We start from the raw sequence: 26,397 nt of genomic DNA, 5'->3' as shown, positions 1-26,397 counted from the left end.
GAAGCACAGGCACGCTTTTTCGCCTCGTTTCATGTCTCTGGCATCCGGACGTCGAAAAGCTAAAAAGGCGCATCGGCGTTAACACGGAAAGTTGGTAGAAGTCTCCATGGCTCCTAAGAAGAAGAAGGTCTCCGGCCTGATCAAGCTGCAGATCGAAGCAGGCCAGGCAAACCCGGCTCCCCCGGTTGGTCCTGCCCTTGGTGCTCACGGCGTGAACATCATGGAATTCTGCAAGGCTTATAACGCTGCAACGGAAAACCAGCGCGGCAACGTTGTGCCTGTAGAGATCACCGTCTACGAAGACCGCTCCTTCGACTTCAAGCTGAAGACCCCTCCGGCAGCCAAGCTGCTGATGAAGGCCGCTGGCATCAAGAAGGGCTCCGGCGTTCCTCACACCCAGAAGGTGGGCACCGTCACCCTCGACCAGGTCAAGGAAATCGCCCAGACCAAGCTTGAAGATCTCAACGCATACGACGTTGACACCGCAGCCAAGATCATCATGGGCACCGCACGCTCCATGGGCATCGAGGTCAAGGAATAAACAAGGAATAACGTGCTGCACCTTTTCGCAGCACCTTCCTTTCCCGTGGCAGGGCCAGCTTCGGCTCGCACCACACAATCCGAATAAGAACCACAGAAGGATTTTTCAACATGAGCAAGCGTTCTAAGGCATACAAGGCCAACGCAGAGAAGGTAGACAAGAGCCGCGTGTACAGCCCCATGGCTGCTGCAGAGCTGGTGAAGGAAACCTCCTCCAAGAACACCGACGCCACCGTTGAGGTTGCACTGCGCCTCGGCGTTGACCCCCGCAAGGCTGACCAGCTTGTGCGCGGCACCGTCTCCCTGCCCAACGGCACCGGTAAGACCGTGCGCGTGGCCGTATTCGCCGAGGGTGAGAAGGCAACCCAGGCTCAAGAAGCTGGCGCCGACATCGTGGGCACCACCGAGCTGATCGAGCAGATCACCGCTGGCACCATCGACTTCGACGTTGCCATCGCAACCCCCGACCAGATGGCCAAGGTTGGCCGTGTGGCTCGCGTGCTCGGCCCCCGTGGCCTGATGCCGAACCCCAAGACCGGCACCGTGACCACCGACGTGGCAAAGGCTATCGCCGACGTTAAGGGCGGCAAGATCTCCTTCCGCGTGGACAAGGCTTCCAACCTGCACGCCATCATTGGTAAGTCCTCCTTCGACGCCAAGGCATTGGCCGAGAACTACGGCGCACTGATCGACGAGATCCTGCGTATCAAGCCTTCCTCCTCCAAGGGCGTCTACCTGAAGAAGGTCACCATGGCCTCCACCTTCGGCCCTGGCGTTCCGGTTGATCCTTCCGTTCAGAAGAACTACACCGAGGCTTAAAGCACTCGCACGTGAGTGCACACTGCTAGCGCAAAACCGCGGCCAGCCCACTGTAATTGGGGCTGGCCGCGGTGTTTTGTATTGAATTAGCTCGTGGGGAAGCGCATTCCGTCGATGATGACTTCCTCTGTGCCCTTAGGTACTAGGAATTCGCCGAACACCTTCACCTTGCTGCCAACTGGTGTTGGAGTACTCCAATTCTGTTGTCCATCGTCTGGCGCCGCGCAGCTCACCAAGGTCTCTGCGTCCTGAGTGAAACCATCGGCGGTAACTACCATGGGGGTGCCTGGCATGGCGGGTAGCACCTGAGCCATTGGCCCTTCATAGCGTTCGACTTCGAATACGCCAGAGATCTGCATGATTTCTTGATCAGGTCCGACCTGTGGAGCTTCCTGGAATTCAGCCACACCAAACTTGCACTCAGAAGCGAAATCTACGGAATTGACTGTCATGAAAATGTCGTTTTCCGGTTGAATGGAAGTTTCCACACGCTCGCCTAGCGCGGCTCGCTTGTCATTGGAAGCGTTGTTGGGAGCGTCATTGCTGCCTGCGTTTTCCTGCGTCTGTGAGCTTTCTTGCTTCGCGGAGTTTGCATCGTCGGAATCGTTCGAGCAGGCGCCGAGCGCGAGAGCAGGGACGAGCAGATATGCAGCGATCTTTGCAGTTTTCATCTACATCTTTCGGTCATGTTCGAGGGAATGAGGGAGGGAGCCATCAATTGGCTTCACTTCGGAATATCGTTTCCAAGCCGGCGAATGTTATTTTCGCCTTAGAACTGAGTGCTTCGACTGTGCTTCTCCGATGTTGAGGGCACTAGCTACCTCAGGGGTGGTTCGGGAAAAATTCCAACTGTCACCTGGACTGGCCCCTCCTTATAATTCTTCACTTCTCAATTTGGTACCGACCAAAGGCTTCATGTGTGTTGCTTGAATCGCGGGGGCGTCGAAAAGCTCGCCCCCGAATAGGGGAATACTTGATCGGTTCAGTGTTAAATCTGAATCGGTTAAGCCCTTGAGCTGCATGTTTTAGGCAGCTTGGAGGGGTTAGTCTCGTGGGCATGGCAAAAATCAATGTGGCTATTGCAGGCCTAGGTAACTGTGCAACCTCCCTGATTCAGGGGATCCATTACTACCGTGATGCAGACCCGGCATCTGAAGTTCCTGGACTCATGCACGTCCAATTCGGCGATTATCACGTTGGTGATCTCAACGTGGTGGCAGCCTTCGATGTGGATGCAGACAAGGTAGGCAAGGACGTTTCCGAGGCGATCCAGAGCGGCCAGAACTGCACCATCAAGATCTGCGATGTGCCTGAGACGGGAGTGAAGGTCCAGCGTGGACACACCCTGGATGGCTTGGGCCGTTACTATCAGCAAACCATCGAGGAATCCGATGCTGAGCCGGTCGATGTAGTGCAGGCTCTCAAGGACGCCGAGGTAGATGTGCTGGTGAGCTACCTGCCGGTGGGCTCTGAGGAAGCAGACAAGTTCTACGCCCAGTGCGCGATTGATGCTGGCTGCGCCTTTGTCAACGCCCTGCCGGTCTTTATCGCCTCTGATCCTGAGTGGGCTGAGAAGTTCCGTGCAGCCGGTGTGCCGATCGTCGGTGACGATATTAAAAGCCAGGTGGGTGCCACCATTAGCCACCGCGTGCTGGCCAAGCTCTTCGAGGACCGCGGTGTTCGACTTGAGCGCACCATGCAGCTCAACGTCGGCGGCAACATGGACTTTAAAAACATGCTTGAACGCGAGCGCCTGGAATCGAAGAAGATCTCCAAGACCCAATCGGTGACCTCGAATCTGCACTCCGGGCCTTTGGCCGGCAAGATCGAAGACCGCAACGTGCATATCGGCCCTTCCGACTATGTGGAGTGGTTGGATGACCGCAAGTGGGCCTATGTGCGCCTTGAGGGCACTGCCTTCGGCGATGTGCCGCTGAACCTGGAGTACAAGCTGGAGGTGTGGGATTCGCCGAACTCCGCCGGCATCATCATCGACGCCATCCGTGCCGCAAAAATCGCCCTTGACCGTGGCATTGGCGGGCCGGTGGAGTCTGCTTCTTCCTATCTGATGAAGTCTCCGCCTACCCAGCTTGGCGACGACACCGCTCGTGCCGAACTCGAAGCGTTTATCGCAGGCAAGACTGAAGAATAATCCCCTCGGGGGCCAAGCAGGAGCCCTGTTTCAGCCGGAATTTGCGCTGTAGTGCGTGTGTGCTGTAGCCTCGCAAGTCGAAGTTTGAAACGGACCGCTTGGTCCCCGCTCAAGTTTCACCGAAGACCGTCGGTTAGCCAATGATTGGCTCGAAGGAATCCAAGCAATTGGATCAGCCCACGCAGGAGACACTGAAGCGTTTTACTCCTTCCAAGGAGAACAACGTGCCCTGTGCTCTTGCACGGGGTTTTTGTTTTGTCTCAAGCGCTAGCGCTTTCAGGCGAGCAGAAGCCCCGGCGGATCAGAACACGATCTATACGTACATGAGGAAGGAGGCGAAGTAATGGCAAACCCGAAGAACGAGCAGTCCCTCGCTGAGCTGAAGAACCGCTTTGCAGAGGCTGACTCCGTCGTGCTCACCGAGTACCGCGGCCTGTCCGTGGCTCAGACCACCGAACTGCGTCGTGCACTGGGTGCAGATGTCCAGTACTCCGTCGCCAAGAACACCCTGGTCAAGCTTGCCGCTAAGGAAGCTGGCATCGAGGGCCTTGATGACCTCCTCGTAGGCCCCACCGCTGTTGCCTTTGTTAAGGGCGAAGCTGTGGACGCTGCGAAGGCGATGAAGAAGTTCGCTTCTGACAACAAGGCATTCGTAGTCAAGGGTGGCTACATGGACGGCAACGCCCTGAGCGCTGCTCAGGTTGAAGCCATCGCCGAGCTGGACAACCGCGAGACCACCCTCGCAAAGCTGGCTGGCGCCATGAAGGGCAACTTGGCAAAGGCTGCAGGCCTATTCAACGCCCCCGCTTCTCAGGTTGCGCGCCTCGCAGTTGCGCTGCAGGAGAAGAAGGAAGCGTAAGCCTTGCCCCCAAGCGGGCAACACACGTTTTACACATAACACTTTGGATGCGAACCTGCGGACGAGCATCCGCCTTAAGAAAGGAATACCACCATGGCTAAGCTCACCAAGGACGAGCTCATTGAAGCTTTCAAGGAGATGACCCTGATCGAGCTCTCCGAGTTCGTTAAGGAATTCGAAGAGGTCTTCGAAGTTACCGCTGCTGCTCCGGTTGCTGTTGCTGCCGCTGGCGCTGCAGGTGGCGACGCTCCTGCCGCTGAAGAGAAGGACGAGTTCGACGTTGTGCTCGAGGACGCCGGCGCCAAGAAGATCGGCGTGATCAAGGCTGTTCGCGAGATCGTTTCCGGCCTGGGTCTGAAGGAAGCTAAGGAGCTCGTTGAGTCCGCTCCTAAGGCTATCCTCGAGGGCGCTAACAAGGACGACGCTGAGGCTGCCAAGACCAAGCTCGAAGAGGCTGGCGCTAAGGTTACCCTCAAGTAATATCCCCTCGGATATTCACTTCAAATCCCCCAACCGGCATCACGCTGGTGGGGGATTTTTTGCTTCTCGACGCTCACGCTTTCACAATCAAGCGCATGACACCCCATCCCACGCCTCCAGCGATCCTGGCCGACGTCGATACCGGCATCGACGACATGCTCGCGTTGATCTACCTTTGCGCCCTGCACCGTACAGGAGCAATCACCCTTGCCGGGGTAAGCGCAAACGCAGGGAATACCACCGCCACCATGGCGGCCAATAACACCCGCTACATCCTCAACCTGATGCAATGCGAGGATGTACCAGTAGCGCTCGGAGCCCAAGCACCGCTGAATGTGGCGCTAACGATCACCCCAGAAACTCACGGCCCGGCAGGTCTTGGCTACGTCTTAGCCCCCGGCAATGAGCACGCCCAAAACCTCAGCGTTACAGCAGGAGTAGTGCCGAATGCTCAAGTAATGCAGGCCTTGGAAGAACCAAGCCCACTGGCCCCGGGCATTATGAACGACGCCCCCAAACTGTGGAAGCAGGTACTTGACACCTACCCCCAGTGCCGGCTGCTGATCAGCGGGCCTTGCACGCTTGCCGCTAAGAATATGGATCTTGCCCGCGCTTTCTCCCATATCACCGTCATGGGTGGGGCAGTGGACTATCCCGGCAACACCACCGAACATGCCGAATGGAATTTTTGGTCCGATGCTGATGCAGCCCAAGCGCTACTGAGCCTAAATCCCACGCTGCTGAGCCTGCAGATCAGCGAGCAGATCACCATCACGGCAGAAGAACTAGACCTGCTAGCCTTGCCGCCCAAGCCGCACCAAGTAGTAGCCGAGGCACTGCGTTTTTACTTTGAATTCCACCAGGCAATGGGCGAAGGCTATCTTGCCCAAGTCCACGACCTGGCAGCGGCCATGATTGCCTGCGACACCGTCTCCTATTCCACCACCACCTGCAAGCTCAGCATGGACCCGGAGGATCGTGGAGCCGTCATACGCGGGCACGGCGATGATGTGGACGTTGTAAGCAGCCTGGAAAAAGCATCGGTACTAGAAGAATTTCGCCGGGTGTGCGCGCTGCTTGGCACGTAGGCAGCAACTATCCCGAGAGTGCGTTGTGGAGGTGTACGCGGGGCGTCGAAAAGCTTTTTGGGGGCACCCATGTGGAAAGCCCAAGGCCCAACGTGGTTGAATGCCCAAGTGTTGAGCTCGAGGTGACATAGAGCCAACCTGACCCAAGCCCAGTGGCTGCAAGCCCATCATCGGAGCTAACGCAAAGGTTATCTATGTCTGAAATCTCGAATCGTCGCAGTTATATCCTCACCGGTGTAGCACTTGCCATCATGGCGCTCACCTGGCTGATCCTGGTGCTCATGCACCCCGAAGATCAATGGGATTCTCTGGCCCAAGGCCCCGGAGCCGTAGTGGCACTGCTTGGATTTAGCCTCGGAGCCATCGTTGCCCTTGTGGCCGTCATCCCCGTGCTACACCCCCGTGCACTCGCACTGATCCCCGTGGCACTGGTGCTCAATATTGTGCTCGGGCAGATCGTGGGCACCAACCCGCTGCCCATTCCGCTCTACCTTGACTCCATCGGAACGGTACTGGTGGCAGCACTCTGCGGCCCGCGCGCAGGCATGGCTACCGGTGCGCTCTCGGCCCTGGTGTGGGGTACTTTTAATCCCACCGTGGTGCCCTTCGCCGCCGACTACGCCATGATCGGCCTGCTCGCAGGTCTGGCTCCCTGGGTTACCCGCCGCTGGCTCGTGCCGATCTGGGGCGCATTCGTTGGTCTGCTTTCCGCGCTCATGGCAGCACCCATCGCCTCCTTCATCTTTGGTGGCACCGCCGGCACCGGCACCGGGCTGCTGGTGAGCTTCTACCGCCAGCTCGGACTTTCGCCCATGTCTGCGGTGTATGCGCAGTCGTTGAGCTCTGATCCCATTGACAAGGTGATCGTGTTTAGCCTGGTGCTGCTGATCGTGGCTGCCCTGCCCAAGCGCACCATGCGAGAATTCCGCCCCAAGGATGCCGCACCAAAAGCCGTAGCAACCAACACCAATCCCGCCTAGTGCCCCTAGGTTTGCCTGCCGTGCGTCTGCACCCATTTACGCTGCTTACCTTCGCCGGATGCTCCATGGTGCTGCTCAGCGCCTTAAACAATGTGGTGGCATCCGCCATTGGGCTTGCCGGAGTGATCGTTGTAGGCCTGCTGGCTAGGCGCAAGGCAGTGCTGCTTGCCACCGCAGCACTCGGGCTTCCAGCAGTGGCCTCCTTTAGCTTGATGTATGGCCTGTTTGGCCAATGGCAATCGGCAGCAGAACTCAGCCTCCGCTTCGCCGCGATCCTAGGCTCAGGGCTGCTCTTTTTTAGCTTTATCGACGCCGACGAGATGCTTCGCGCCATGAGCACCAAAGTGCCCGCACCGGTGGTTTTTATCCTGGGCTCCATTAGCCGAATGACCCAACTAGCCCAGCAGCGCCTGAGCACCATTGAAGAGATTCAACGCTCGCGAGGCATGAAGGTGCGCAAGTTCTCGTGGAATAACGTGCTCTTGCCCCTCATCGTGGGCATGGTCACCGACGCCGCAGTGCGCAGCAGACCCCTCCAACGCACCGGCATTGCCAGGCCAGGACCACGCACCGTGCTCTACCCAGTAGCTGACCGCACCGCCGAGCAGGTCTTAAGATGGCTTTGTGTACTCATTACTGCCTTGGTCTGCATCGCGGTGGTGATCTGATGCAAGAGCAGCAAGGACAGCACTCACGCCGATATATCTGGGGTGCCTCTGGCAGCGGCTTGAGTCAATACGCCTGGGAGATGGCAGAACACACGGGGGCGGCGTGGGTTGGCAATGATGCAGCGGCACACATCAGCCTGCTGAGAGCCACCGTTGAACAAGAGCTGGCCTTTGGCATGGAGCAATTGGCAGTGCCGCGCGATGAGATGTTTGCACGCATTGCCAAGGCTGCCGAGCAATGGGGGCTTACACCGCTGCTCCAACGAGACCCAGCGAGCCTTTCTACCGGCCAAACCCGCAGAGTGGCCATCGCCAGCGCCTTACTCGTGCAGCCGTCTGGCCTGGTATTAGATTGCCCCCTCGATGGCTGCGATACCGCAGCGCAAGCAACACTCGCGCAGGTGATAAACGGCTTTGATGGTGAGGTGAGCATCTGCGATCGCCGCTGGACCGTGCTGGCCGATGATGCCGAAAGCTTTGAATACCGCGAAGGTGTGCTGCACCCGATGCAGCCACCGCGGCCGCAACTGCAACAGGGTTCATACCTGCCGCTGGAACAAGGCGTAGAGGCTGCGGCGCAAGACAATGACGTTGTCTTAAACGAGGTGATTGTGCACCGCGGGGAGCGCAAGGCTGGGCGCGGTGGTGGGCGCAGTGGCTGGCGCGGTGCTGGGTCTAAGCCAGGACGCGGTGCTGGGCCTAAGGCTGAGCGCGGTGCTGCACCTACCTTTGCCTTAGGCCCTGTGAGCCTGCGCTTTCCGGCAGGGGCTATCACGCACCTTCGAGGCGCAAATGGTTGCGGTAAAACCACGCTCATGCTCGCAGCAGCAGGGCTGATTCCGCACCAAGGCCAGGTGCAGGCTCCAACCATTGGCTGGGTGCCAACGGCGATGGACCAAGCCTTTTCGCAGCCCAGCGCATTGCGGGAGGTGTCTTTGGGTAGCGATCAAGCCCATGCCGAGGCTGCACTTGCTTGGTGCGGTTTAGAGGAGGTTGCCCAGTTGCACCCCCTTGATCTGCCGAGCTCTCAGCGACGCTTATTGGCATTTGCGTGTGCCATCGTCCGTGGCCCGGGCGCGATTTTTCTGGACGAACCTACCGTGGGCCTTGATACTGCCGGCATTGAGCAGCTTGCGGTGTTGATGCAGCGCTTTGTTCAAGGAAAGTGGCATGAGCACTTACGCGAACGTGGCCTTGCTGCGCTGCATGAGGGGCTGCCGAGCGTGGTGTGGAGTTGTCATGAGCAAGACTTCGCTCATATTTCTGATTTTGTTGTGGATCTGCCCTTGAGCTGATGGCTTTCGGGCTTTCCTGATCTCCTTCTTCCTCGTTAATGCGTTCTTGCAGGCGCGGTGGGTTCCTTGTGCTTGCTGCACAGCTCGGGGTGGATATATTGTGCATCACTTGAAGCGCAATGTGACCGGCGTTATAGTCGCAAGTGACACCGAGCACACTTGGTGTTCTGTGAATTTCCTACACAAGCACCACCCGGCTTGTTTTCTTCCGATAACTGCACCGCCCCGAATGCCTGTAAGGAACCACCATGAACGCGATCAACGAGCTGCCAACGCTTCCCCGCTCTGAGAATCCCTACGAGGACTTCCGCTACTTCTACCGCGACGGAATGCCGCTTCGCCCTTCGCCACGACGCCGCACCGAACGACCCTCTTGGAGTACTGTGCGCCACAACCTCTTTGATAAGTGGCACCATGTGCGCGATGACTGGAGCTACGACACGGCACAAACTCGCCTGCTCGACGACCACATGTGGCAAACCGACGAGCTAGGCGCCGCCGTGGCCGAGATGTTCAAGCGTGTGGGATCCAAGCAAGCTCGCGCCGATTTCGAGTTGGCCTTAGAGCAGGGCATTGACAAGGTAGAAAACCCCGAGCCCGAGCTCGTTGCACTCTTTGAACAGCTCGACCATATTCCTGAGTGGATCGACTTGGAGGCCGCAGAACGCGGGCGCGTGGCCTACTGCAACACCACCGAAACCTCAGAGTTTCTCACCTTCGCCTTCGGCTACTGGGCCACCACCATGGAGGATCGAACCTCCGCCGCTACCGGCGAAACCCAGATGTTTGAGCTGCGCCCACTACAGCGCGCGATGGAAACCAGCGAGTTCTTTGTCAATACCGGACTCCACGGCGTATTCGACCGTTATAGCGAGGGCTTTAAATCTGCCGTTCGTGTCCGCCTCGCGCACGCACAGGCAAATCGCTACCTAGAAAAGCTCTGGGGTCCGGAGCACTTTAATGAGTTCGGCCGCCCCATCGGATCAAGCTTCCTGGTGTCTGGAGAAGGGTGGTTCGCCCTGCTGCCGCTGGCCTTAGATGAATTCTTCGGCCGCCCACACTCCGGGCAGGAATGGGACGATGTGGCCATGTACTGGGCGTACATCCTCTACGTGATGGGCGCAGAAGAGCGCATCATCCCCAAAAACGGCGATGAGATGCGCAAGATGACCGACTTCATCTTTGCCAATGGCGGTATGAGCTCAAGCTATCGCCAACAAATCGCCACCGCGTTATTCGAGATCTTAGAAATGATGAACCCCGAAGCACCGCTAAAGTCACTGGCCGGGCTCTCTTTGATCGTGGGTGAAGAAGATACGCGTTTTATGATCAGCGGCACCCGATGGGCCGAGCTGGATTGGTCTGAGGAAGCCAAGAAGCTGGAAGCTGAGGCGCGCGAGCAGGCTGCGCAAATGCGCGAGGAAGATGCGCACACCGATGCCTGGCAGCGCATGGAAGCACGCTCCCGCGAAGGCAACCCGCCGTGGATGACCGCCCTGCGTGAGCAGATCCACCACGCCGAAGAACACGGCTTGGATGTGCCCAGCAACTTCCAATTACACGACGCCACTACCGACGCTCACTAGTGCCAACTCCGCCGGCGACACCGCAGCCTCCACCGATCACAGTGGGGGCTGCGGTGTCAGTATTTCGGCGCATTGGCCTTGTGCTTTGGCATGATGGGGCACATGAAGATCGCATGGCTTGGAACTGGACGTATGGGCACCGAGCTCGCCCTGCATTTGCTGGAAGATCATGAGGTGACGGTGTGGAATCGCACCGCTGCGAAGGCACAGAAGCTTGTCGACGCCGGCGCGACCCTCGCCAACTCTCCCGCAGAGGCAGTAAGTGGTGCTGATCTGGTGGGGACCTGCCTTTTCGGCCCGCCGCAGATCAAGGAAGTTGTGCTCGATGCCAACCTAATTCCCGATGGGGTGCCCTGGGCGGACGCCACCACCGTATCCCCAGCAGATACTTCCGATTTTGCAGAGGCCGTTCCCACTTACGTGGCAACTCCCGTGGTTGGCTCACTTGGCCCTGCTCGTGAGGGCAAGCTGGGCGTCTACGTTGGCGGCGCCGACGCCCAAGCTCGTGAGCTGGTGGCCAAAGTTGTGGCTCCGTGGGCCGCTGCCAATCCTGAGCGCCTCAAAGTGGTGGACTCCGCGGCCAAGGCTGCAACCGGCAAACTTATGGCCAACCTTGCCCTGGCTGTCAGCGCTCAGGGCGTGCTGGAGGCATTGCAGCTTGCGGCTTCTAATGATGTGGATGCTCAAGAGGCTCTGGAGATGCTGGACTCTACTGGTTTGGCCTTTTTAAAGAACATGAAGGCGCCGTTTGTCCTCGGCGAGCGTGAAACCTGCCCGGGTGATTTCACCGTGGATGCCATTGCTAAAGATGTGGGCTTGATGTTGCGCAGCGCCAATACTGTGCTGCCGGCTACCGCCGCTGCCCTTGAGAGCCTGGAAGGCCAGCAGGAGCAGGGTAGGGGAGATGAGGATTTCTCCGCTATGTTGGTGTACCGCAATAAGATCAACCCGGCTCAATAGTAGGATCAGACCTCATGCTGCCAAAGTCTCGCATTCAGTCGGCGCTCGCCATCGGCATCGGCCTGTTCCTTGTCGTGGTCGGTGTGCTGGCCCCCGTGCTGCTTGATAAGGGCGTGCAGTTGCCCATGGATCTCAAGCACAGCACCTATACGCTGCGAGACGAAGCGGCTCAGAGCCGAGTCATTGGCAAAGATGTGGAAGTCACTGCACCGGTGACTCGCCAAACCCACTTCGAGATCTTCCCGGCAGCAGACGAAGAGCATGCCACCTTGCAAGTTGGTGTGACCAATATGCGCGATAGCATGCAAGACGAGGTGGATAGGCTTATTACCGCAAGCGTGTGGTCAGTAACGATCGACCGCGTCACAGGTGAGATCACCGGCCCGATGACGGTTACGGATCAGCTTGGCAATCCCCCGCGTGAGGTGCAGGCCGAAGGCGTGTGGATGAAGTTCCCCGCCGATGCGCAGCAAAGCACCTACCAGGTATTTGATCCGCTGCTGCGTGAGGCTCTGCCGGCAGAATTTAGCCAAGAAGAGCAGCGCGATGGCAGAACGCTGTATCGCTATGTGCAGCGTATTGAGCCCAAAAACGTGGCCTTGAATTATGCCGCGGTGCAAAACACCGTCTCGGTTCCTCGCGATGATAAGCAGATCACCGCCTATCTCTATCACTCCGGTACCCGCGAGTTTCTCGTGGATCAGGCCACGGGGCTTGTTGTGGGCTTAGAGGAGCATATCGACGATTACTACGCCACCAATACCGGCGAGCGGGTGGCTGTGGGCATGTTGTTTAATGGCAGCTTGAATGAGCAGCAGGCCGAGGAGCTGCTTGCAGAAACGGACCAGTTCCCCGATTGGCATATCTGGCGCTATATCTGCTGGGGTATTGCAGGCCTGGGTGGGTTGTTGACGCTCATTGGGCTTTTCGGCGCCTTCGGTACTGGCAATAAGCAGAACAAGCCTCAGCCGGAAGCAGGCGGTGGCGACGATGCTGGATCCACTGCTAGCGACACGCCGCAAGGGGCGGCTACCCTAGACCAGGATTCGACCATGTATATTCCCCTCAAAGATGCATCCGCTGCTGCTGAGGATCTCAACCTTCCCCCTAGCAGACCGGCGGGGGAGCAACCAAAAAAGTAGTTGACGCTTTGGCTTTGGGGGTATAAGCTAAACCGTTGCGCTGGAATCCGTGTTGGATAGAAGCTCTGGCCTTGTTCAAGTTCGAGGAAAACGACAACTTGACAAGGTCATTCCGTGCTATCTGTGCACGATGATTCCTTAGCAGACCGAAATGCTCATTTACCAGCGGTTTTGGTGGTCAATATTGCGGGGCCATCATCCGCGCGAGGTGCTGGAAGGACCCATCTTGGCAGTCTCCCGCCAGACCAAGGCCGACATCCCTGGGGCTCCCGAACGTTATTCGTTCGCAAAAATTACCGAACCTATCGAGGTCCCGGGACTTCTCGATATTCAGCTCGATTCCTTTGCATGGCTGATTGGTACGCCTGAGTGGCGCGCCAAGAAGCAGGAGGAGTTGGGCCCTGATGCCCGCGTAACCAGCGGGTTGGAGGACATCCTAGAGGAGCTTTCTCCTATTCAGGATTACTCCGGCAATATGTCTTTGTCGCTCTCGGAGCCACGCTTCGAGGACATGAAAAACACCATCGACGAGGCTAAAGATAAAGACATCAACTACTCCGCGCCTCTCTACGTCACGGCGGAGTTCATTAACAACGACACCCAAGAGATCAAGTCTCAGACGGTGTTCATCGGCGATTTCCCGATGATGACCGACAAGGGCACGTTCATCGTCAACGGCACCGAGCGTGTTGTGGTGTCGCAGCTTGTTCGTTCCCCTGGTGTGTACTTCGACCAGACCATCGATAAGTCCACCGAGCGTCCCCTGCACTCCGTGAAGGTGATTCCTTCCCGCGGTGCGTGGCTCGAGTTCGACGTGGACAAGCGCGATACCGTTGGCGTTCGCATCGACCGCAAGCGTCGCCAGCCTGTCACCGTGCTGTTGAAGGCTCTGGGTTGGACCACCGAGCAGATCAAGGAGCGCTTCGGCTTCTCCGAGATCATGATGTCTACCCTTGAGGCAGACAACGTTGCTAGCACCGATGAAGCGCTGCTGGAGATCTACCGCAAGCAGCGTCCAGGCGAGCAGCCGACCCGCGATCTGGCTCAATCGCTGCTGGATAATTCCTTCTTCCGTGCAAAGCGCTATGACCTAGCCAAGGTGGGCCGCTACAAGGTCAACCGCAAGCTCGGTCTTGGTGGCGATAACGAGGGTCTGATGACTCTTACGGAAGAAGACATCGCTACCACCATCGAATACCTGGTGCGCCTGCACGCAGGTGAAACCAGCATGACCTCGCCTGAGGGCATCGTCATCCCCGTGGAAACCGACGATATCGACCACTTTGGTAACCGTCGTCTGCGCACCGTGGGTGAGTTGATCCAAAACCAGGTTCGCGTTGGTCTTTCCCGCATGGAGCGCGTCGTGCGTGAGCGCATGACCACCCAAGACGCAGAATCGATCACGCCTACCTCGCTGATCAACGTGCGTCCCGTTTCGGCTGCAATCCGCGAGTTCTTCGGCACCTCCCAGCTCTCGCAGTTCATGGACCAGAACAACTCCCTGTCTGGTCTGACCCACAAGCGTCGTTTGTCTGCGCTTGGCCCCGGCGGCCTGTCTCGTGAGCGCGCCGGCATCGAGGTGCGCGACGTGCACCCCTCGCACTACGGCCGTATGTGCCCGATTGAGACTCCCGAAGGCCCGAACATTGGTCTGATCGGCTCGCTGGCTTCCTATGCCCGCGTCAACGCCTTCGGCTTCATCGAGACCCCTTACCGCAAGGTGGTCGACGGTGTTGTCACCGATCAGGTTGATTACCTCACCGCTGATGAGGAAGACCGCTATGTGGTGGCGCAGGCCAACACTCCTTTTGATAAGGACGGCAAGATCCTCGAAGAGCGCGTCACCGTGCGCGTGAAGAACGGCGATATCCAGGTCGTTTCCGGCGACGCCATCGACTACATGGACGTTTCGCCTCGCCAGATGGTCTCCGTGGCAACCGCCATGATTCCCTTCCTGGAGCACGACGATGCAAACCGTGCCCTCATGGGTGCGAACATGCAGCGTCAGGCTGTGCCGCTGGTGCGTTCCGAGGCTCCGCTGGTTGGTACCGGCATGGAGCTGCGTGCCGCCTACGACGCCGGCGATCTGCTGATTAGCAAGAAGTCCGGTGCTGTTGAGAACGTCTCTGCAGACTTCATCACCATCATGGACGATGAGGGCATCCGCGATACCTACCGTCTGCGTAAGTTCGAGCGCACCAACCAGGGCACCAGCTACAACCAGAAGCCGCTGGTAAGCATCGGCGACCGTGTCGAGGCCGGCCAGGTTATTGCCGATGGCCCCGGCACCCACAACGGTGAGATGGCGCTTGGCCGCAACCTGCTCGTGGCATTCATGCCTTGGGAAGGCCACAACTACGAGGACGCCATCATCTTGAACCAGCGCCTGGTTGAAGAAGATGTGCTCACCTCCATCCACATCGAAGAGCACGAGATCGATGCCCGCGACACCAAGCTCGGTGCCGAGGAAATCACCCGTGAGCTGCCGAATGTTTCCGAAGACGTGCTCAAGGACCTCGATGAGCGCGGTATCGTGCGCATCGGTGCTGACGTGCGTGACGGCGACATCCTGGTGGGTAAGGTCACCCCGAAGGGTGAAACTGAGCTGACCCCTGAAGAGCGCCTGCTGCGCGCCATCTTCGGCGAGAAGGCCCGCGAGGTTCGCGATACCTCCATGAAGGTGCCTCACGGCGAAACCGGCAAGGTGATCGGCGTGCGTCGCTTCTCCCGCGAGGACGACGACGATCTCGCCCCCGGCGTGAACGAGATGATCCGCGTCTATGTGGCTCAAAAGCGCAAGATCCAGGACGGCGATAAGCTCGCTGGCCGCCACGGCAACAAGGGTGTTGTGGGCAAGATTCTGCCTGCCGAGGATATGCCCTTCATGCCCGATGGCACCCCTGTCGACATCATCTTGAACACCCACGGTGTGCCGCGTCGTATGAACATCGGCCAGGTGCTGGAAGTGCACCTTGGTTGGCTGGCTGCCGCTGGTTGGGAAATCGACACCGATGATCCCGCCAACGCCGAGCTGATGAAGATGCTGCCCGAGGAGCTCTACAGCGTTCCTGCTGGTTCGCTGACCTCCACCCCGGTATTCGACGGTGCATCCAATGATGAGCTGGCTGGCCTTCTTGCCAACTCGCGCCCCAACCGCGACGGCGACGTCATGGTTGATGCCGACGGTAAGGCGCAGCTTTTCGACGGCCGCTCCGGCGAGCCTTTCCCGTACCCGGTTTCGGTTGGCTACATGTACATCCTCAAGCTCCACCACCTGGTGGACGAGAAGATCCACGCACGTTCCACCGGCCCGTACTCCATGATTACCCAGCAGCCGCTGGGTGGTAAGGCTCAGTTCGGTGGCCAGCGCTTCGGCGAGATGGAGGTGTGGGCAATGCAGGCATACGGCGCTGCCTACACCCTGCAGGAGCTGCTGACCATCAAGTCGGATGACGTGGTTGGCCGTGTGAAGGTCTACGAGGCGATCGTCAAGGGCGAGAACATCCCGGATCCGGGTATCCCCGAATCCTTCAAGGTGTTGCTCAAGGAGCTGCAGTCGCTGTGCTTGAACGTGGAAGTGCTTTCCGCAGACGGCACCCCGATGGAACTGTCGGGCTCCGACGAGGACGACTTCGACCAGGCTGGTGCCTCCCTTGGCATCAACCTGTCTCGCGACGAGCGTTCGGACGCCGACACCGCATAACGCCAGGTCTGTAGGGGACGGCTTTTCAAGGCGCACATGAGCGTCGAAAAGCTCCCTGCAGGCGGACATTCAAAGAAAGCAAATAGTTTTTAACGAGCCCCTAAGCATTAGGGGGAAAGGGAGTTACGTGCTCGACGTCAACTTCTTCGACGAACTCCGCATCGGCCTGGCCACCGCCGACGACATCCGCCGTTGGTCCAAAGGTGAGGTTAAGAAGCCGGAGACCATTAACTACCGCACGCTCAAGCCTGAGAAGGACGGCTTGTTCTGTGAGCGTATTTTCGGCCCCACCCGCGACTGGGAGTGTGCCTGCGGTAAGTACAAGCGCGTGCGCTACAAGGGCATCATCTGTGAACGCTGCGGCGTTGAGGTGACCAAGTCCAAGGTGCGTCGTGAGCGCATGGGCCACATTGAGCTGGCCGCGCCCGTGACCCACATCTGGTACTTCAAGGGCGTGCCTTCTCGCCTGGGCTACCTGCTTGACCTTGCTCCTAAGGATCTTGAGCGCATCATCTACTTCGCTGCGAACATCATCACCAGCGTTGATGAGGAAGCTCGCCACAACGACCTGTCCACCCTGGAAGCTGAGATGCTTCTAGAAAAGAAGGACGTTGAGGCCGATGCAGAATCCGATATTGCAGAGCGTGCCCAAAAGCTTGAGGAAGACCTCGCAGAGCTTGAGGCCGCAGGTGCAAAGGCTGATGCGCGCCGCAAGGTGCAAAATGCAGCCGATAAGGAAATGCAGCACATCCGCGAGCGTGCCGAGCGTGAGATCGACCGCCTCGAGGAAATCTGGCAGACCTTTGTCAAGCTTGCCCCGAAGCAGATGATCATCGATGAGTCCATCTACGAAGAGCTCATCGACCGCTACGAGGATTACTTCACCGGCGGCATGGGTGCTGAGGCCATTCAGACCCTGATCCGCAACTTCGACCTCGACGCCGAGGCCGAGGAGCTGCGCGAGATCATCAACAATGGCAAGGGCCAGAAGAAGATGCGCGCGCTCAAGCGCCTGAAGGTTGTGGCCGCATTCCAGCGTTCGGGTAACGACCCGGCTGGCATGGTGCTCGACTGCATCCCAGTGATCCCGCCGGAGCTTCGCCCCATGGTGCAGCTCGACGGTGGCCGTTTTGCCACCTCGGACCTGAACGACCTCTACCGTCGCGTGATCAACCGCAACAACCGCCTCAAGCGCATGATCGATCTCGGTGCCCCTGAGATCATCGTGAACAACGAAAAGCGCATGCTGCAGGAATCTGTGGACGCGCTCTTCGATAACGGCCGTCGTGGCCGCCCCGTGTCTGGTCCGGGCAACCGCCCGCTGAAGTCTTTGAGCGACCTGCTCAAGGGCAAGGCTGGCCGTTTCCGTCAGAACCTGCTGGGTAAGCGTGTGGATTACTCCGGCCGTTCGGTGATTATCGTCGGCCCGCAGCTCAAGCTGCACGAGTGTGGTCTGCCCAAGCTCATGGCGTTGGAGCTGTTCAAGCCCTTCGTGATGAAGCGTCTGGTGGAAAATGACTTCGCCCAGAACATCCGCTCCGCAAAGCGCATGGTGGAACGCCAGCGCCCCGAGGTGTGGGACGTGCTGGAAGAGGCCATTGCAGAGCACCCCGTGATGCTCAACCGTGCACCTACCCTGCACCGCCTGGGTATCCAGGCCTTCGAGCCGAAGCTGGTGGAAGGTAAAGCCATCCAGCTACACCCGCTTGCCTGCGAAGCCTTCAACGCCGACTTCGACGGCGACCAGATGGCTGTGCACCTGCCGCTTTCGGCAGAGGCACAGGCAGAGGCCCGCATCCTCATGCTTGCCTCCAACAACATCCTTTCGCCTGCCTCGGGTAAGCCCTTGGCTATGCCGCGTCTGGATATGGTGACCGGCCTGTACTTCCTCACCATGGATAAGGCCGAAGGCGAGCTCGGTGGCGAAGGTGCCTACAAGCCTGCTACCGAGGATCACCCCGCGCAGGGCGTGTACTCCTCCTATGCTGAGGCAATCATGGCGCGCGACCGCGGCGTGCTTGGCCTGCAGGCCAAGATCAAGGTGCGTATTTCTCACCTGCGTCCGCCGGCAGATATCGAGGCCGAGCAGTTCCCCGATGGCTGGCAACAGGGTCAGACCTGGTTGGCAGACACCACCTTGGGTCGTGTCATGTTCAACGAGTTGCTGCCGTGGAACTACCCCTACCTTGAAGGCGTCATGGTGCGTAAGGGCGGCGGCTCCGACAAGATCATGCTTGGCGATGTGATTAATGATCTCGCTGCCAAGTACCCCATGATCACCGTGGCTCAGACCATGGACAAGATGAAGGATGCCGGCTTCTACTGGGCAACCCGTTCCGGTGTCACCATCGCCATGTCCGACGTGCTCGTGCTTCCCAACAAGGACGAGATGCTCGAAAACTACGAGGCCGAGGCCCGCAAGATCGAGCGCAAGTACTGGGAGCAGGGTGCGCTGACCGAGCGCGAGCGTTACGACCGCCTGGTGGAGCTGTGGAAGGATGCCACCGACGAAGTTGGTCAGGCCGTCGAGGATCTGTACCCCGACGACAACCCGATCCCGATGATCGTGAAGTCCGGTGCTGCCGGTAACATGCGTCAGATCTGGACCCTGGCCGGCATGAAGGGCATGGTTGTGAACTCCAAGGGTGACTACATCACCCGCCCGATCAAGACCTCCTTCCGCGAAGGTCTTTCGGTGCTGGAGTACTTCAACAACTCCCACGGTTCGCGTAAGGGCCTGGCCGATACCGCGCTTCGTACCGCCGACTCCGGCTACCTCACCCGTAGGCTTGTCGACGTCGCACAGGACGTCATTGTGCGCGAGGAAGACTGCGGTACCCGCCTTGGTATCCGCGTGCCCGTAGCCGAGGCCGTGAAGAATGCCGAAGGCAAGGTCACTTCCTACACCGGTAACGCCTTGATTGAAACCTCTGTGGCTGGCCGCGTGGCTGCCACCGATATCAAGGACTCCGAGGGCGAAGTGCTCGTTGCTGCTGGTGAGAACCTCACCGAGGCTGCCATCGAGAAGATCATCGCCGCTGGTGTGGAGCAGATCAAGGTGCGTTCGGTACTGACCTGCCAGACCGCCACCGGCGTGTGCGCCAAGTGCTACGGCAAATCCATGGCTACCGGCCAGCTCGTCGATATCGGCGAGGCCGTAGGCATCGTGGCTGCACAGTCCATTGGTGAGCCCGGTACCCAGCTGACCATGCGTACCTTCCACCAAGGTGGCGTGGGTGGCGACATCACCGGTGGTCTGCCGCGTGTGCAGGAGCTCTTCGAGGCTCGTGTACCAAAGAACCGCGCGCCGATCGCTTCGGTGGCCGGCACCGTACACCTGGAAGACGAGGGCAACTTCTACACCTTGACCATTACCCCGGACGATGGATCCGACAATGTGGTCTACGAGAAGCTCTCTAAGCGCCAGGGTCTTGCCACCGTGCGCGTGCCCATGGAATCCAACCCGGGTGCCATGATCGAACGCACGCTGGCCGAAGGCGATCACGTTGAGGTTGGCGACCGCCTCCTGCGCGGCCCTGCCGATCCTCACGACGTGCTTGAGGTGCTTGGTCGCCGCGGTGTGGAACAGCACCTGGTAGACGAAGTGCAGGATGTGTACCGCGCCCAGGGTGTGGCCATCCACGACAAGCACATCGAGATCATCATTCGCCAGATGCTGCGTCGCGGCACCGTGATCGAGTCGGGCTCCACCGAGTTCCTGCCCGGTACTCTGGTGGATCTCTCCGAGGCCAAGGCAGCCAATGCCGAGGCACTGGCTTCCGGTGGACAGCCCGCCGAGCTGCGTAGCGAGATCATGGGTATTACCAAGGCCTCGCTGGCAACCGAATCCTGGCTCTCCGCGGCCTCCTTCCAGGAGACCACCCGTGTGCTTACCGATGCCGCTATTAATAAGCGCTCCGATAAGCTCATCGGCCTCAAGGAGAACGTGATCATCGGTAAGCTGATCCCGGCCGGTACCGGCATCTCGCGTTACCGCAACATCTCGGTCAAGCCCACCGAGGCTGCGCGCAACGCCGCCTACTCCATCCCCACCTATGGTGAATCCGTCTACGGCGATGAAACCTTCGGTGAGTTCGTGGGCAAGTCTGTGCCGCTCGATGAGGCATACGACCTCTAAGCGCTAGACAAGCACAAAGCTCCCGGTACGTTCCTTCACTTGGAACACCGGGAGCTTTTCTTCTTGCTGCTAGGCCTTGCGCACGACGGAGGATTTGAGCTTCATCGCACCAAAACCATCGATCTTGCAGTCAATATCGTGGCCATCGCTTGCCTCAGGTAGCAGGCGAATATTGCGCACCTTCGTGCCTGCCTTAATGCCCTGGGGCGAGCCTTTGACCTTCAAGGTTTTGACTACGGTGACCGAGTCGCCGTCGACAAGCTCATTGCCCACGGCATCCTTGATCACCGGGCGTTGCTCTGCCACCTCCTGCTCAGGCTGCCACTCGTGGGCGCACTCGGGGCACACCAACAGCGGCGGCATCTCATAGGTGTACTCGCTTTGGCACTCAGGGCAGGGCTGCAGGGCTTCATCACTCATGGCTACTCATGCTACTTCTCAGCGCAGCGACTGCCCCCGGAAGCTAACCCCTGCGCTTAGAATAACTGTCTGTGAACAAAAACGAGTGGAACGATCAGCCAGAATACGCCGACGAGGATTTCGCCGGCGGCGGTTGGGGCGAGCAAGCAAACACCCCAGAAACGAGCATGTTCCCGCCGCAGGGTGCCTCCCAGGCCGAAACGCCGAAACAGCAGTTCCCAGAAACTGCCTATGCGCCGCCGGCATACTCGCAACCACCCCAGCAATACCCCCAAAACCAGTACCAACAGCCCATGCAAGCTGCACCGGTGTACCAGCAGCAGGGCGGATCCAAAACCTGGTTAGTAGTGCTGCTCGCGGTGATCGTACTGTTAGCTGGAGCAGGCGTGGTCTATTACGTTTTGCAAAATAACAACAGCAATGACGTGCAAGGCGCAGATGAAGATCCCGTGACTGTCGTGACCACGGTCGCACCCGAAAATGGCGAGGATGCCACCCAGACCACCACCAGCAAGAAGAAGGAACAGCGCCCAGCAAGGCCGAATCTTCCTTCCTCCGTAGAGGCTGTAAGCCAAGGCGCGAAAACAGGGCGCCAATCCGGCAACCTGGATAATGTGTGGAAGTCTGGGCCTACCTCCGACGTCTTCGCCATGGCCGTGGCCAAGGCCTTTAGCGATGAATACCGCAGCACCAAAAACACCAGCCCCACCTTGCAGGTGTACTCTGCGGTCACCGGCCAAACCTACAAGATGGAATGCTCAGATAACGGCCAATACGTGCACTGCACCGGAGGTAATAACGCCAATGTCTACATTGCCTAAGCAGTACCTTCGCCTACCCGCTGCCCTTGGAGGGGCAGCGCTGCTGCTGTCCGGCTGCATGTTCCCCGAAGATGTCCAACAGGACGAACGTTCCACCGTTACCTCCACCACCACAGCAGAAAGCAGCACACCAGATCCCGGTGTTTCAGCCGATCTGCCCCAAGCCATCCTCGATGCCGTATCCGATGTAGAAGCAGATACCGGCTCTAGGGTGTCCTTAGCAATCAGCAGTGGGGTAGATCAGCAGCCGCAATTTGCTGGTTCACTAGCGCCAAAACAAGAAGCATGGTCCACCATCAAGGTGCCGCTATCCATTGCTGCCTTGCGCCAAGATCCCTCGCTTGAGCCCACCATGTATTTGGCCATTACACAGTCCGATAATGGTGCAGCCACACAGATGTGGGAAGCCCTCGGTGGTGGTGAACAGGCAGCCGCCGCAGTAGAGGCAGTGTTGGCTGAAGCCGGGGTAGAAGTAGATGTACCGGCAGAAAAAACCCGCGCGCAGTTCAGTGCCTTTGGCCAGACCATGTTTTCTACCGGGCAGCAGGCAAGCTTTGCCGCAGCCTTGCCCACCCTTGATGGGGCAGCGCCGGTACTTGAGGCAATGGGTGAAGTGGTGGCCGGCCAAGATTATGGCCTCGGCACCTTCGAGGGCGCACGCTATAAAGGCGGCTGGGGTCCAGATACCAGTGGGGCCTACTTGGTGCGCCAATTCGGATTAGTAGGTGATACCGCCATCGCCATTGCCACCAAACCCGCCGATGGCACCTATGAATCCGGGCAAGTCGTGCTGACAAAAATTGCGCAGGCAATCAAGCCGCACCTGGATTCGCTTGGCAGTGCCGATGCGCAAGCCCAAACGGCTGGGGCATCTACTGGCGAATCTTCAAAGCCGGCAACCAGCAGCAAGACACCACAGCCGCAGGAAGAAGCGCCCGCGGAGCTACGTACACCTCGCCAGGAGCAACCGCGCGGCCCGGAGGGATTTAGCACCATTCCCGCCGTATAAGCCCTAAAGCCGTACAAAACCCGAAGCCGATGTGTGCGCCGGCGAAGGACTCACAAGATAAGAAGGCACCAAGATGACGCAGTGGGGACCCCAACACCAGCAACCACAGTGGCAAGACAATCAACAGTGGCAGACGTCGACAAGCCAATGGCAACAAGCACCGCAACCGCAACCCCGGCGCAACGGCTGGGTGATCGGCCTAGGCGTGGCCGCGCTGGTGCTGCTGGGCCTGCTCGCGGCGCTGATGCTGAGCACTCGCGATGATTCCGACCCTGTAGCCGAAGCCCCAAGTAGCACCCAAACAACGGTCACAGTGGAAGAACAAGCCCCGGTCACGGTGACAGAGACAGTGCAGCCGCCGGTGACGGTGACAGACCGAACCACTGTGAGGCAAACGGTTACTACCCAACCAAGCGGAAGCGATTGGGGCAGGCTAATGAATGGCGTAACTGCCTGCTCCAACCCCGAATACGCTGCAACGAATGGCACCGATTATGTTTCGGTGTGCAGAAGCGGTGGCACCAGGGTGTATCACGGTTGGTTCAATGGCAAGGCTTTAGAGCTTGAAGGCAAAACCACCCGCGAAGGCTATGGCGAATACACCGTCGATGCCAACCCCAACACCATCGAAATCGATGGCTCCGAAGTGGATGTGTATGACGCCGACGGCGATCTGGCTGCATCCTTTGCCATGAGCAACTGGGATGCGAAATAACAAACTCATACCCAGGTAGCATGTGGGCAGCCCAAAAGGCTGCTTATGCTAACAGCCACCATGGATTCCCCCAAGCAGCAAGCACCCAGCGCGCAGGAAGCGCAGCCGAATACGCAGCAGGCTGGACCGGACCAGGCGCAAGCGGCGCAGCAGGTTGAAGCGGCGCAGGGCGCGCAACCTGGCCAGGGCGCGCCCTTGAAGGCTAAGCCCCAGCTCAAGCGCATCACCTTCGAGCTATTGATCCTCGCGGCAATACTCTGGTCTGTGCTGCCGGTGCGATTGACTTCCCCCTCGGCTACGGGCACGGCCTGGCAAATTATCGCCAACCTAGCTGCAATCCTCCTGATCCTGGCGCTATTGATCCAGCGCTACCGCTTTGGTGTGGGCACATGGATGATTGTGGGCGCCCTGGTGCTCATCGCCGTGACGGGCTTAGGCCAATATGTTCTGCCGATCTATGGGTTGGTGTGCTGGCAGGCATGGCTTTTGGCTAAAAATCTGCAACGCTATCGCCCTTGGGTGCTCGCCGGCATGATCCTAGCCAGCGTCTCGGGCATGTTCGTGCTCTTCTTCCGCTTCATCGGCGCCACTGAAGTTAAGGAACTCTTAGCCGACCCAGAAAGAAACATCGCCGGTGCCCTGGCGGTTGGAGCTGTGCTCTGCGTTGTCTCCATCGGGTTTTTCTGGCTGCTTGGTAATAACGCTCGAAGAAAGCACCTCCGCCTGGCCGATTTGCAGGCGCGCGCGGAACTTGCTGCCTTGAGCGAACGAAGCCGCATTGCTCGGGAGATGCACGATATTGTGGCCCATTCGCTTACTGCGGTGATTGCGCAGGCCGATGGTGGGTGTTTTGCTGCCAAGCAGCACCCTGAATTGGCCCAAGAGGCGCTGAGCACTATTGGCCAGGAGGCGCGCCGGGCGCTTGATCAGATGCGTTCTTTGCTTTCGGTGCTGCATGAAGATGAGCGAAGCCAAGACATTGCCCCTGGTAGCGAGCAAATTAGCCAATTGCTGAGGGAGTCTCAGCGCAATGGGCTTCGTATTGATTTTCAAGAAACGTCCCAACCCGGCCAGCTCAGCGAGGCGCAGTCGCTTACCGTGTACCGAATTGTGCAAGAGTGCATTACTAATACCCTCAAACACGCCGGTGCTGTGGATGCCACCTTGGCCATCGACTGGGGCCAGCAGATCACCATCACCATGGACAATGCCCCCGGCCAAGGCCTCGATGGTTTGCCCAAGGATTTCGGGCGCGGCCTCATCGGTATTCGCGAGCGCGCCCGGATCCACGGCGGCGATGCGCAATGGGGTGCCTCGACACGCTACCCGGGAGGTTGGAAGGTGCAAGCATGGATCATGAGGTAGTGCGCGTTGGGCTTGTCGACGACCAACGTCTTGTTCGTGCAGGCTTTGCCATGGTGCTCAGCTCTCAACCCGATCTGCTCGTTGCCTGGCAGGCCGCCGATGGCAAAGAAGCCGTGCACATGGCGCAAACGCAGCCCGTTGATGTGATCTTGATGGATATTCAGATGCCGGTGATGAACGGCATTGAGGCCATTCGCGCACTTCGCACCAACCCGGCAAAGATCGTGGTGCTTACCACCTTTGATGCCGACGCATATGTGATCGGCGCGCTCGAACACGGCGCCTCGGGCTTTTTGCTTAAAGACACTGAACCAGAAGCACTCATCGAAGCAGTGCGCACCGTAGCTGCAGGTGATGCCGTAATTAGCCCCCAAGCAACATCCACCTTGCTCAAGCACATGCGCACATCTGTGCCCGAGACTGCTTCACAGCGCGTACCGCTGAAGCTGATCGATCCGCTCACACCGCGCGAGGAAGAAATTCTGGTGTTAATGGCCAAGGGGCTCAGCAACGCAGAAATTGCCCGTGAGCTTTATATTTCTATGCCCACGGTCAAAACCCATGTGGGCAAGGTGTTGGCAAAAACGGATTCGCGGGATCGCGTGCAGGCGGTGCTCTTTGCGTTTCGGCATGGGATGGTCACGCAGGCCGAATTGCTTAGAGATCATCCCCGGGGCTGATTTTCTAAAGCTCATACCCCGGTCGGATGCCCCAGACGACCAAGCCGTGCATGATGGTAGTCATGTTCACCGTAGAGGGATTAACTAAGCGTTATGGCAATCACACTGCCGTGCAGGACTTGAGCTTCCATGTACCTGATGGCGTAGTCACCGGCTTTCTCGGCCCAAATGGTTCCGGTAAGTCCACCACCATGCGTTGCATGCTAGGGCTCGATGCCCCAAGCAGCGGCAAGGTCACGGTGCGTCACGGCAGCTTCGAAGGCCCCGTGCAAGCCTGCAAACACAAGGCCCAATTAGTAGGCGCATTGCTCGATGCCTCCTGGGTAGACCCAAAGCGCAGCGCAAGAAACCACCTGCGCATGCTGGCTCAAGGTGCAGGCATTCCCGATTCGCGGGTAGACGAGTGCCTCGACCTGGTGGGCTTGAGCTCGAAAGCCAAAGCAAAAGTCGGCGGCTACTCCCTCGGTATGCGCCAACGCCTGGGCGTGGCTGCGGCCTTGCTTGGAGATCCTCAGCATTTGCTTTTCGACGAACCCGTCAACGGCCTTGACCCTGAAGGCGTGAGCTGGATGCGCCAAACCATCCGCTACTTCGCATCTGAGGGCAAATCGGTGCTGGTGTCCTCGCACCTTTTGGCAGAGATGCAGCAAACGGCAGACCGCTTGGTGATCATCGGCCGCGGCAAGCTCATTGGCGAATATGACATGGACGAGTTCCTTGGCGATGCCCTGGTGGAGGTGCAAACCCCACAACAAGAATTTGGTGCGCTGCTAGAACACCAAGGCTTTGCACCTCAGGCGATCGAAGGTGGCTTTAGCGTGCCGGTAGAAGGCGATGAGCAGCAGGCCAGGGAGCGCATTGCCCGCCTCGCCCTGGAACACCAGGTGCTCATTACCGGGCTGAGTTCGCGTAGCGCTGGGCTGGAAGAACGTTTCCTTCAAGCCACAATGAACGAGCAAGAATATAGGAGCAAATAA

The 26,397-nt window shown here is 58.7% G+C and carries 22 protein-coding genes; 20 read left to right on the top strand and 2 right to left on the bottom strand.

What is annotated here, in order from left to right; genetic code table 11:
- The first annotated feature begins 106 nt into the window (after positions 1–106).
- Together rplK and rplA are read left to right on the top strand one after the other, a co-directional pair.
- Entirely contained in the window at positions 107–541 is a 435-nt protein-coding gene (rplK, locus tag CPPEL_RS09755; protein WP_123960952.1) for a 50S ribosomal protein L11, read from the top strand.
- Positions 542–651: 110 nt separating this feature from the next.
- A complete protein-coding gene (gene rplA / locus CPPEL_RS09750) occupies positions 652–1,359 on the top strand; it encodes a 50S ribosomal protein L1 (RefSeq protein WP_123960951.1) in 708 nt (235 codons plus the stop codon).
- Between the two features lie 86 nt (positions 1,360–1,445).
- Here the strand turns inward: rplA and CPPEL_RS09745 are convergent, their stop codons facing one another.
- Positions 1,446–2,030 carry a hypothetical protein gene (locus CPPEL_RS09745; RefSeq protein WP_123960950.1) on the bottom strand — a complete coding sequence of 195 codons (585 nt, stop codon included), beginning with the start codon at positions 2,028–2,030 and terminating at the stop codon, positions 1,446–1,448.
- A gap of 386 nt (positions 2,031–2,416) precedes the next feature.
- Here CPPEL_RS09745 and CPPEL_RS09740 point away from each other — a divergent pair, with 386 nt between their 5' ends.
- The 12 genes from CPPEL_RS09740 (at position 2,417) to CPPEL_RS09685 (ending at position 20,410) form a co-directional block, all read left to right on the top strand.
- Positions 2,417–3,511: an inositol-3-phosphate synthase gene (locus CPPEL_RS09740; RefSeq protein WP_123960949.1), complete on the top strand. Its 1,095-nt coding sequence runs from the start codon at positions 2,417–2,419 to the stop codon at positions 3,509–3,511.
- Between the two features lie 343 nt (positions 3,512–3,854).
- Positions 3,855–4,370 carry a 50S ribosomal protein L10 gene (rplJ, locus tag CPPEL_RS09735; protein WP_123960948.1) on the top strand — a complete coding sequence of 172 codons (516 nt, stop codon included), beginning with the start codon at positions 3,855–3,857 and terminating at the stop codon, positions 4,368–4,370.
- A 93-nt stretch (positions 4,371–4,463) separates the two neighbouring features.
- A complete protein-coding gene (rplL, locus tag CPPEL_RS09730) occupies positions 4,464–4,850 on the top strand; it encodes a 50S ribosomal protein L7/L12 (protein ID WP_123960947.1) in 387 nt (128 codons plus the stop codon).
- Between the two features lie 95 nt (positions 4,851–4,945).
- Positions 4,946–5,938 (top strand): nucleoside hydrolase, encoded by a 993-nt coding sequence (locus tag CPPEL_RS09725; RefSeq protein WP_123960946.1) that lies wholly within the window; start codon positions 4,946–4,948, stop codon positions 5,936–5,938.
- A 194-nt stretch (positions 5,939–6,132) separates the two neighbouring features.
- Complete coding sequence (locus CPPEL_RS09720) at positions 6,133–6,918, top strand: ECF transporter S component (protein WP_123960945.1); 786 nt, start codon at positions 6,133–6,135, stop codon at positions 6,916–6,918.
- A gap of 20 nt (positions 6,919–6,938) precedes the next feature.
- Positions 6,939–7,586, top strand: a complete 648-nt coding sequence (locus CPPEL_RS09715) for an energy-coupling factor transporter transmembrane component T (protein ID WP_123960944.1) — start codon at positions 6,939–6,941, stop codon at positions 7,584–7,586.
- Entirely contained in the window at positions 7,586–8,881 is a 1,296-nt protein-coding gene (locus tag CPPEL_RS09710; protein ID WP_123960943.1) for an ATP-binding cassette domain-containing protein, read from the top strand. The genes CPPEL_RS09715 and CPPEL_RS09710 overlap by 1 nt, the downstream gene beginning before the upstream one ends.
- A gap of 248 nt (positions 8,882–9,129) precedes the next feature.
- Positions 9,130–10,467: an oxygenase MpaB family protein gene (locus tag CPPEL_RS09705; RefSeq protein WP_123960942.1), complete on the top strand. Its 1,338-nt coding sequence runs from the start codon at positions 9,130–9,132 to the stop codon at positions 10,465–10,467.
- 102 nt (positions 10,468–10,569) lie between these two features.
- Positions 10,570–11,427, top strand: coding sequence for an NAD(P)-dependent oxidoreductase (locus tag CPPEL_RS09700; protein WP_123960941.1), 858 nt, complete (start codon positions 10,570–10,572; stop codon positions 11,425–11,427).
- A gap of 14 nt (positions 11,428–11,441) precedes the next feature.
- Complete coding sequence (pgfA, locus tag CPPEL_RS09695; RefSeq protein ID WP_123960940.1) at positions 11,442–12,569, top strand: cell envelope lipid trafficking protein PgfA; 1,128 nt, start codon at positions 11,442–11,444, stop codon at positions 12,567–12,569.
- Positions 12,570–12,777: 208 nt separating this feature from the next.
- Positions 12,778–16,272 (top strand): DNA-directed RNA polymerase subunit beta, encoded by a 3,495-nt coding sequence (gene rpoB, locus CPPEL_RS09690; protein ID WP_164470413.1) that lies wholly within the window; start codon positions 12,778–12,780, stop codon positions 16,270–16,272.
- Positions 16,273–16,399: 127 nt separating this feature from the next.
- Positions 16,400–20,410 carry a DNA-directed RNA polymerase subunit beta' gene (locus tag CPPEL_RS09685; protein ID WP_123960938.1) on the top strand — a complete coding sequence of 1,337 codons (4,011 nt, stop codon included), beginning with the start codon at positions 16,400–16,402 and terminating at the stop codon, positions 20,408–20,410.
- Between the two features lie 69 nt (positions 20,411–20,479).
- Here the strand turns inward: CPPEL_RS09685 and CPPEL_RS09680 are convergent, their stop codons facing one another.
- Positions 20,480–20,830 (bottom strand): zinc ribbon domain-containing protein YjdM, encoded by a 351-nt coding sequence (locus CPPEL_RS09680; protein WP_123960937.1) that lies wholly within the window; start codon positions 20,828–20,830, stop codon positions 20,480–20,482.
- A 71-nt stretch (positions 20,831–20,901) separates the two neighbouring features.
- Here CPPEL_RS09680 and CPPEL_RS09675 point away from each other — a divergent pair, with 71 nt between their 5' ends.
- The 6 genes from CPPEL_RS09675 (at position 20,902) to CPPEL_RS09650 (ending at position 26,397) form a co-directional block, all read left to right on the top strand.
- A complete protein-coding gene (locus tag CPPEL_RS09675; RefSeq protein ID WP_123960936.1) occupies positions 20,902–21,651 on the top strand; it encodes a hypothetical protein in 750 nt (249 codons plus the stop codon).
- Positions 21,635–22,660 carry a hypothetical protein gene (locus CPPEL_RS09670; RefSeq protein ID WP_123960935.1) on the top strand — a complete coding sequence of 342 codons (1,026 nt, stop codon included), beginning with the start codon at positions 21,635–21,637 and terminating at the stop codon, positions 22,658–22,660. Before CPPEL_RS09675 ends, CPPEL_RS09670 begins: the two co-directional genes overlap by 17 nt.
- Before the next feature lie 73 nt (positions 22,661–22,733).
- Positions 22,734–23,375 carry a hypothetical protein gene (locus tag CPPEL_RS09665; RefSeq protein ID WP_123960934.1) on the top strand — a complete coding sequence of 214 codons (642 nt, stop codon included), beginning with the start codon at positions 22,734–22,736 and terminating at the stop codon, positions 23,373–23,375.
- A gap of 60 nt (positions 23,376–23,435) precedes the next feature.
- A complete protein-coding gene (locus CPPEL_RS09660; protein WP_164470412.1) occupies positions 23,436–24,740 on the top strand; it encodes a sensor histidine kinase in 1,305 nt (434 codons plus the stop codon).
- The gene (locus tag CPPEL_RS09655; RefSeq protein WP_123960932.1) at positions 24,725–25,420 is read left to right on the top strand and encodes a response regulator; all 696 of its coding nucleotides are present in this window, start codon (positions 24,725–24,727) and stop codon (positions 25,418–25,420) included. Before CPPEL_RS09660 ends, CPPEL_RS09655 begins: the two co-directional genes overlap by 16 nt.
- Positions 25,421–25,473: 53 nt before the next feature.
- On the top strand, positions 25,474–26,397 hold the full coding sequence (locus CPPEL_RS09650) for an ABC transporter ATP-binding protein (RefSeq protein WP_123961305.1): 924 nt from the start codon (positions 25,474–25,476) through the stop codon (positions 26,395–26,397).

Source organism: Corynebacterium pseudopelargi (assembly GCF_003814005.1).
Taxonomy (GTDB): domain Bacteria; phylum Actinomycetota; class Actinomycetes; order Mycobacteriales; family Mycobacteriaceae; genus Corynebacterium; species Corynebacterium pseudopelargi.
The sequence above is the reverse complement of the archived record's forward strand: the minus strand, read 5'-3'. Positions and strand labels throughout refer to the sequence as shown.

What these genes read in the sequence shown, in the direction of transcription:
- CPPEL_RS09665 (WP_123960934.1), top strand. Translation starts at nt 22,734, where the DNA reads ATGACGCAGTGGGGACCCCAACACCAGCAACCACAGTGGCAAGACAAT.
- CPPEL_RS09740 (WP_123960949.1), top strand. Translation starts at nt 2,417, where the DNA reads ATGGCAAAAATCAATGTGGCTATTGCAGGCCTAGGTAACTGTGCAACC.
- CPPEL_RS09670 (WP_123960935.1), top strand. Translation starts at nt 21,635, where the DNA reads ATGTCTACATTGCCTAAGCAGTACCTTCGCCTACCCGCTGCCCTTGGA.
- CPPEL_RS09705 (WP_123960942.1), top strand. Translation starts at nt 9,130, where the DNA reads ATGAACGCGATCAACGAGCTGCCAACGCTTCCCCGCTCTGAGAATCCC.
- rplK (WP_123960952.1), top strand. Translation starts at nt 107, where the DNA reads ATGGCTCCTAAGAAGAAGAAGGTCTCCGGCCTGATCAAGCTGCAGATC.
- CPPEL_RS09710 (WP_123960943.1), top strand. Translation starts at nt 7,586, where the DNA reads ATGCAAGAGCAGCAAGGACAGCACTCACGCCGATATATCTGGGGTGCC.
- rplA (WP_123960951.1), top strand. Translation starts at nt 652, where the DNA reads ATGAGCAAGCGTTCTAAGGCATACAAGGCCAACGCAGAGAAGGTAGAC.
- CPPEL_RS09650 (WP_123961305.1), top strand. Translation starts at nt 25,474, where the DNA reads ATGGTAGTCATGTTCACCGTAGAGGGATTAACTAAGCGTTATGGCAAT.
- pgfA (WP_123960940.1), top strand. Translation starts at nt 11,442, where the DNA reads ATGCTGCCAAAGTCTCGCATTCAGTCGGCGCTCGCCATCGGCATCGGC.
- CPPEL_RS09720 (WP_123960945.1), top strand. Translation starts at nt 6,133, where the DNA reads ATGTCTGAAATCTCGAATCGTCGCAGTTATATCCTCACCGGTGTAGCA.
- CPPEL_RS09725 (WP_123960946.1), top strand. Translation starts at nt 4,946, where the DNA reads ATGACACCCCATCCCACGCCTCCAGCGATCCTGGCCGACGTCGATACC.
- CPPEL_RS09660 (WP_164470412.1), top strand. Translation starts at nt 23,436, where the DNA reads ATGGATTCCCCCAAGCAGCAAGCACCCAGCGCGCAGGAAGCGCAGCCG.
- CPPEL_RS09680 (WP_123960937.1), bottom strand. Translation starts at nt 20,830, where the DNA reads ATGAGTGATGAAGCCCTGCAGCCCTGCCCTGAGTGCCAAAGCGAGTAC.
- rplJ (WP_123960948.1), top strand. Translation starts at nt 3,855, where the DNA reads ATGGCAAACCCGAAGAACGAGCAGTCCCTCGCTGAGCTGAAGAACCGC.
- rplL (WP_123960947.1), top strand. Translation starts at nt 4,464, where the DNA reads ATGGCTAAGCTCACCAAGGACGAGCTCATTGAAGCTTTCAAGGAGATG.
- CPPEL_RS09745 (WP_123960950.1), bottom strand. Translation starts at nt 2,030, where the DNA reads ATGAAAACTGCAAAGATCGCTGCATATCTGCTCGTCCCTGCTCTCGCG.
- CPPEL_RS09700 (WP_123960941.1), top strand. Translation starts at nt 10,570, where the DNA reads ATGAAGATCGCATGGCTTGGAACTGGACGTATGGGCACCGAGCTCGCC.
- CPPEL_RS09655 (WP_123960932.1), top strand. Translation starts at nt 24,725, where the DNA reads ATGGATCATGAGGTAGTGCGCGTTGGGCTTGTCGACGACCAACGTCTT.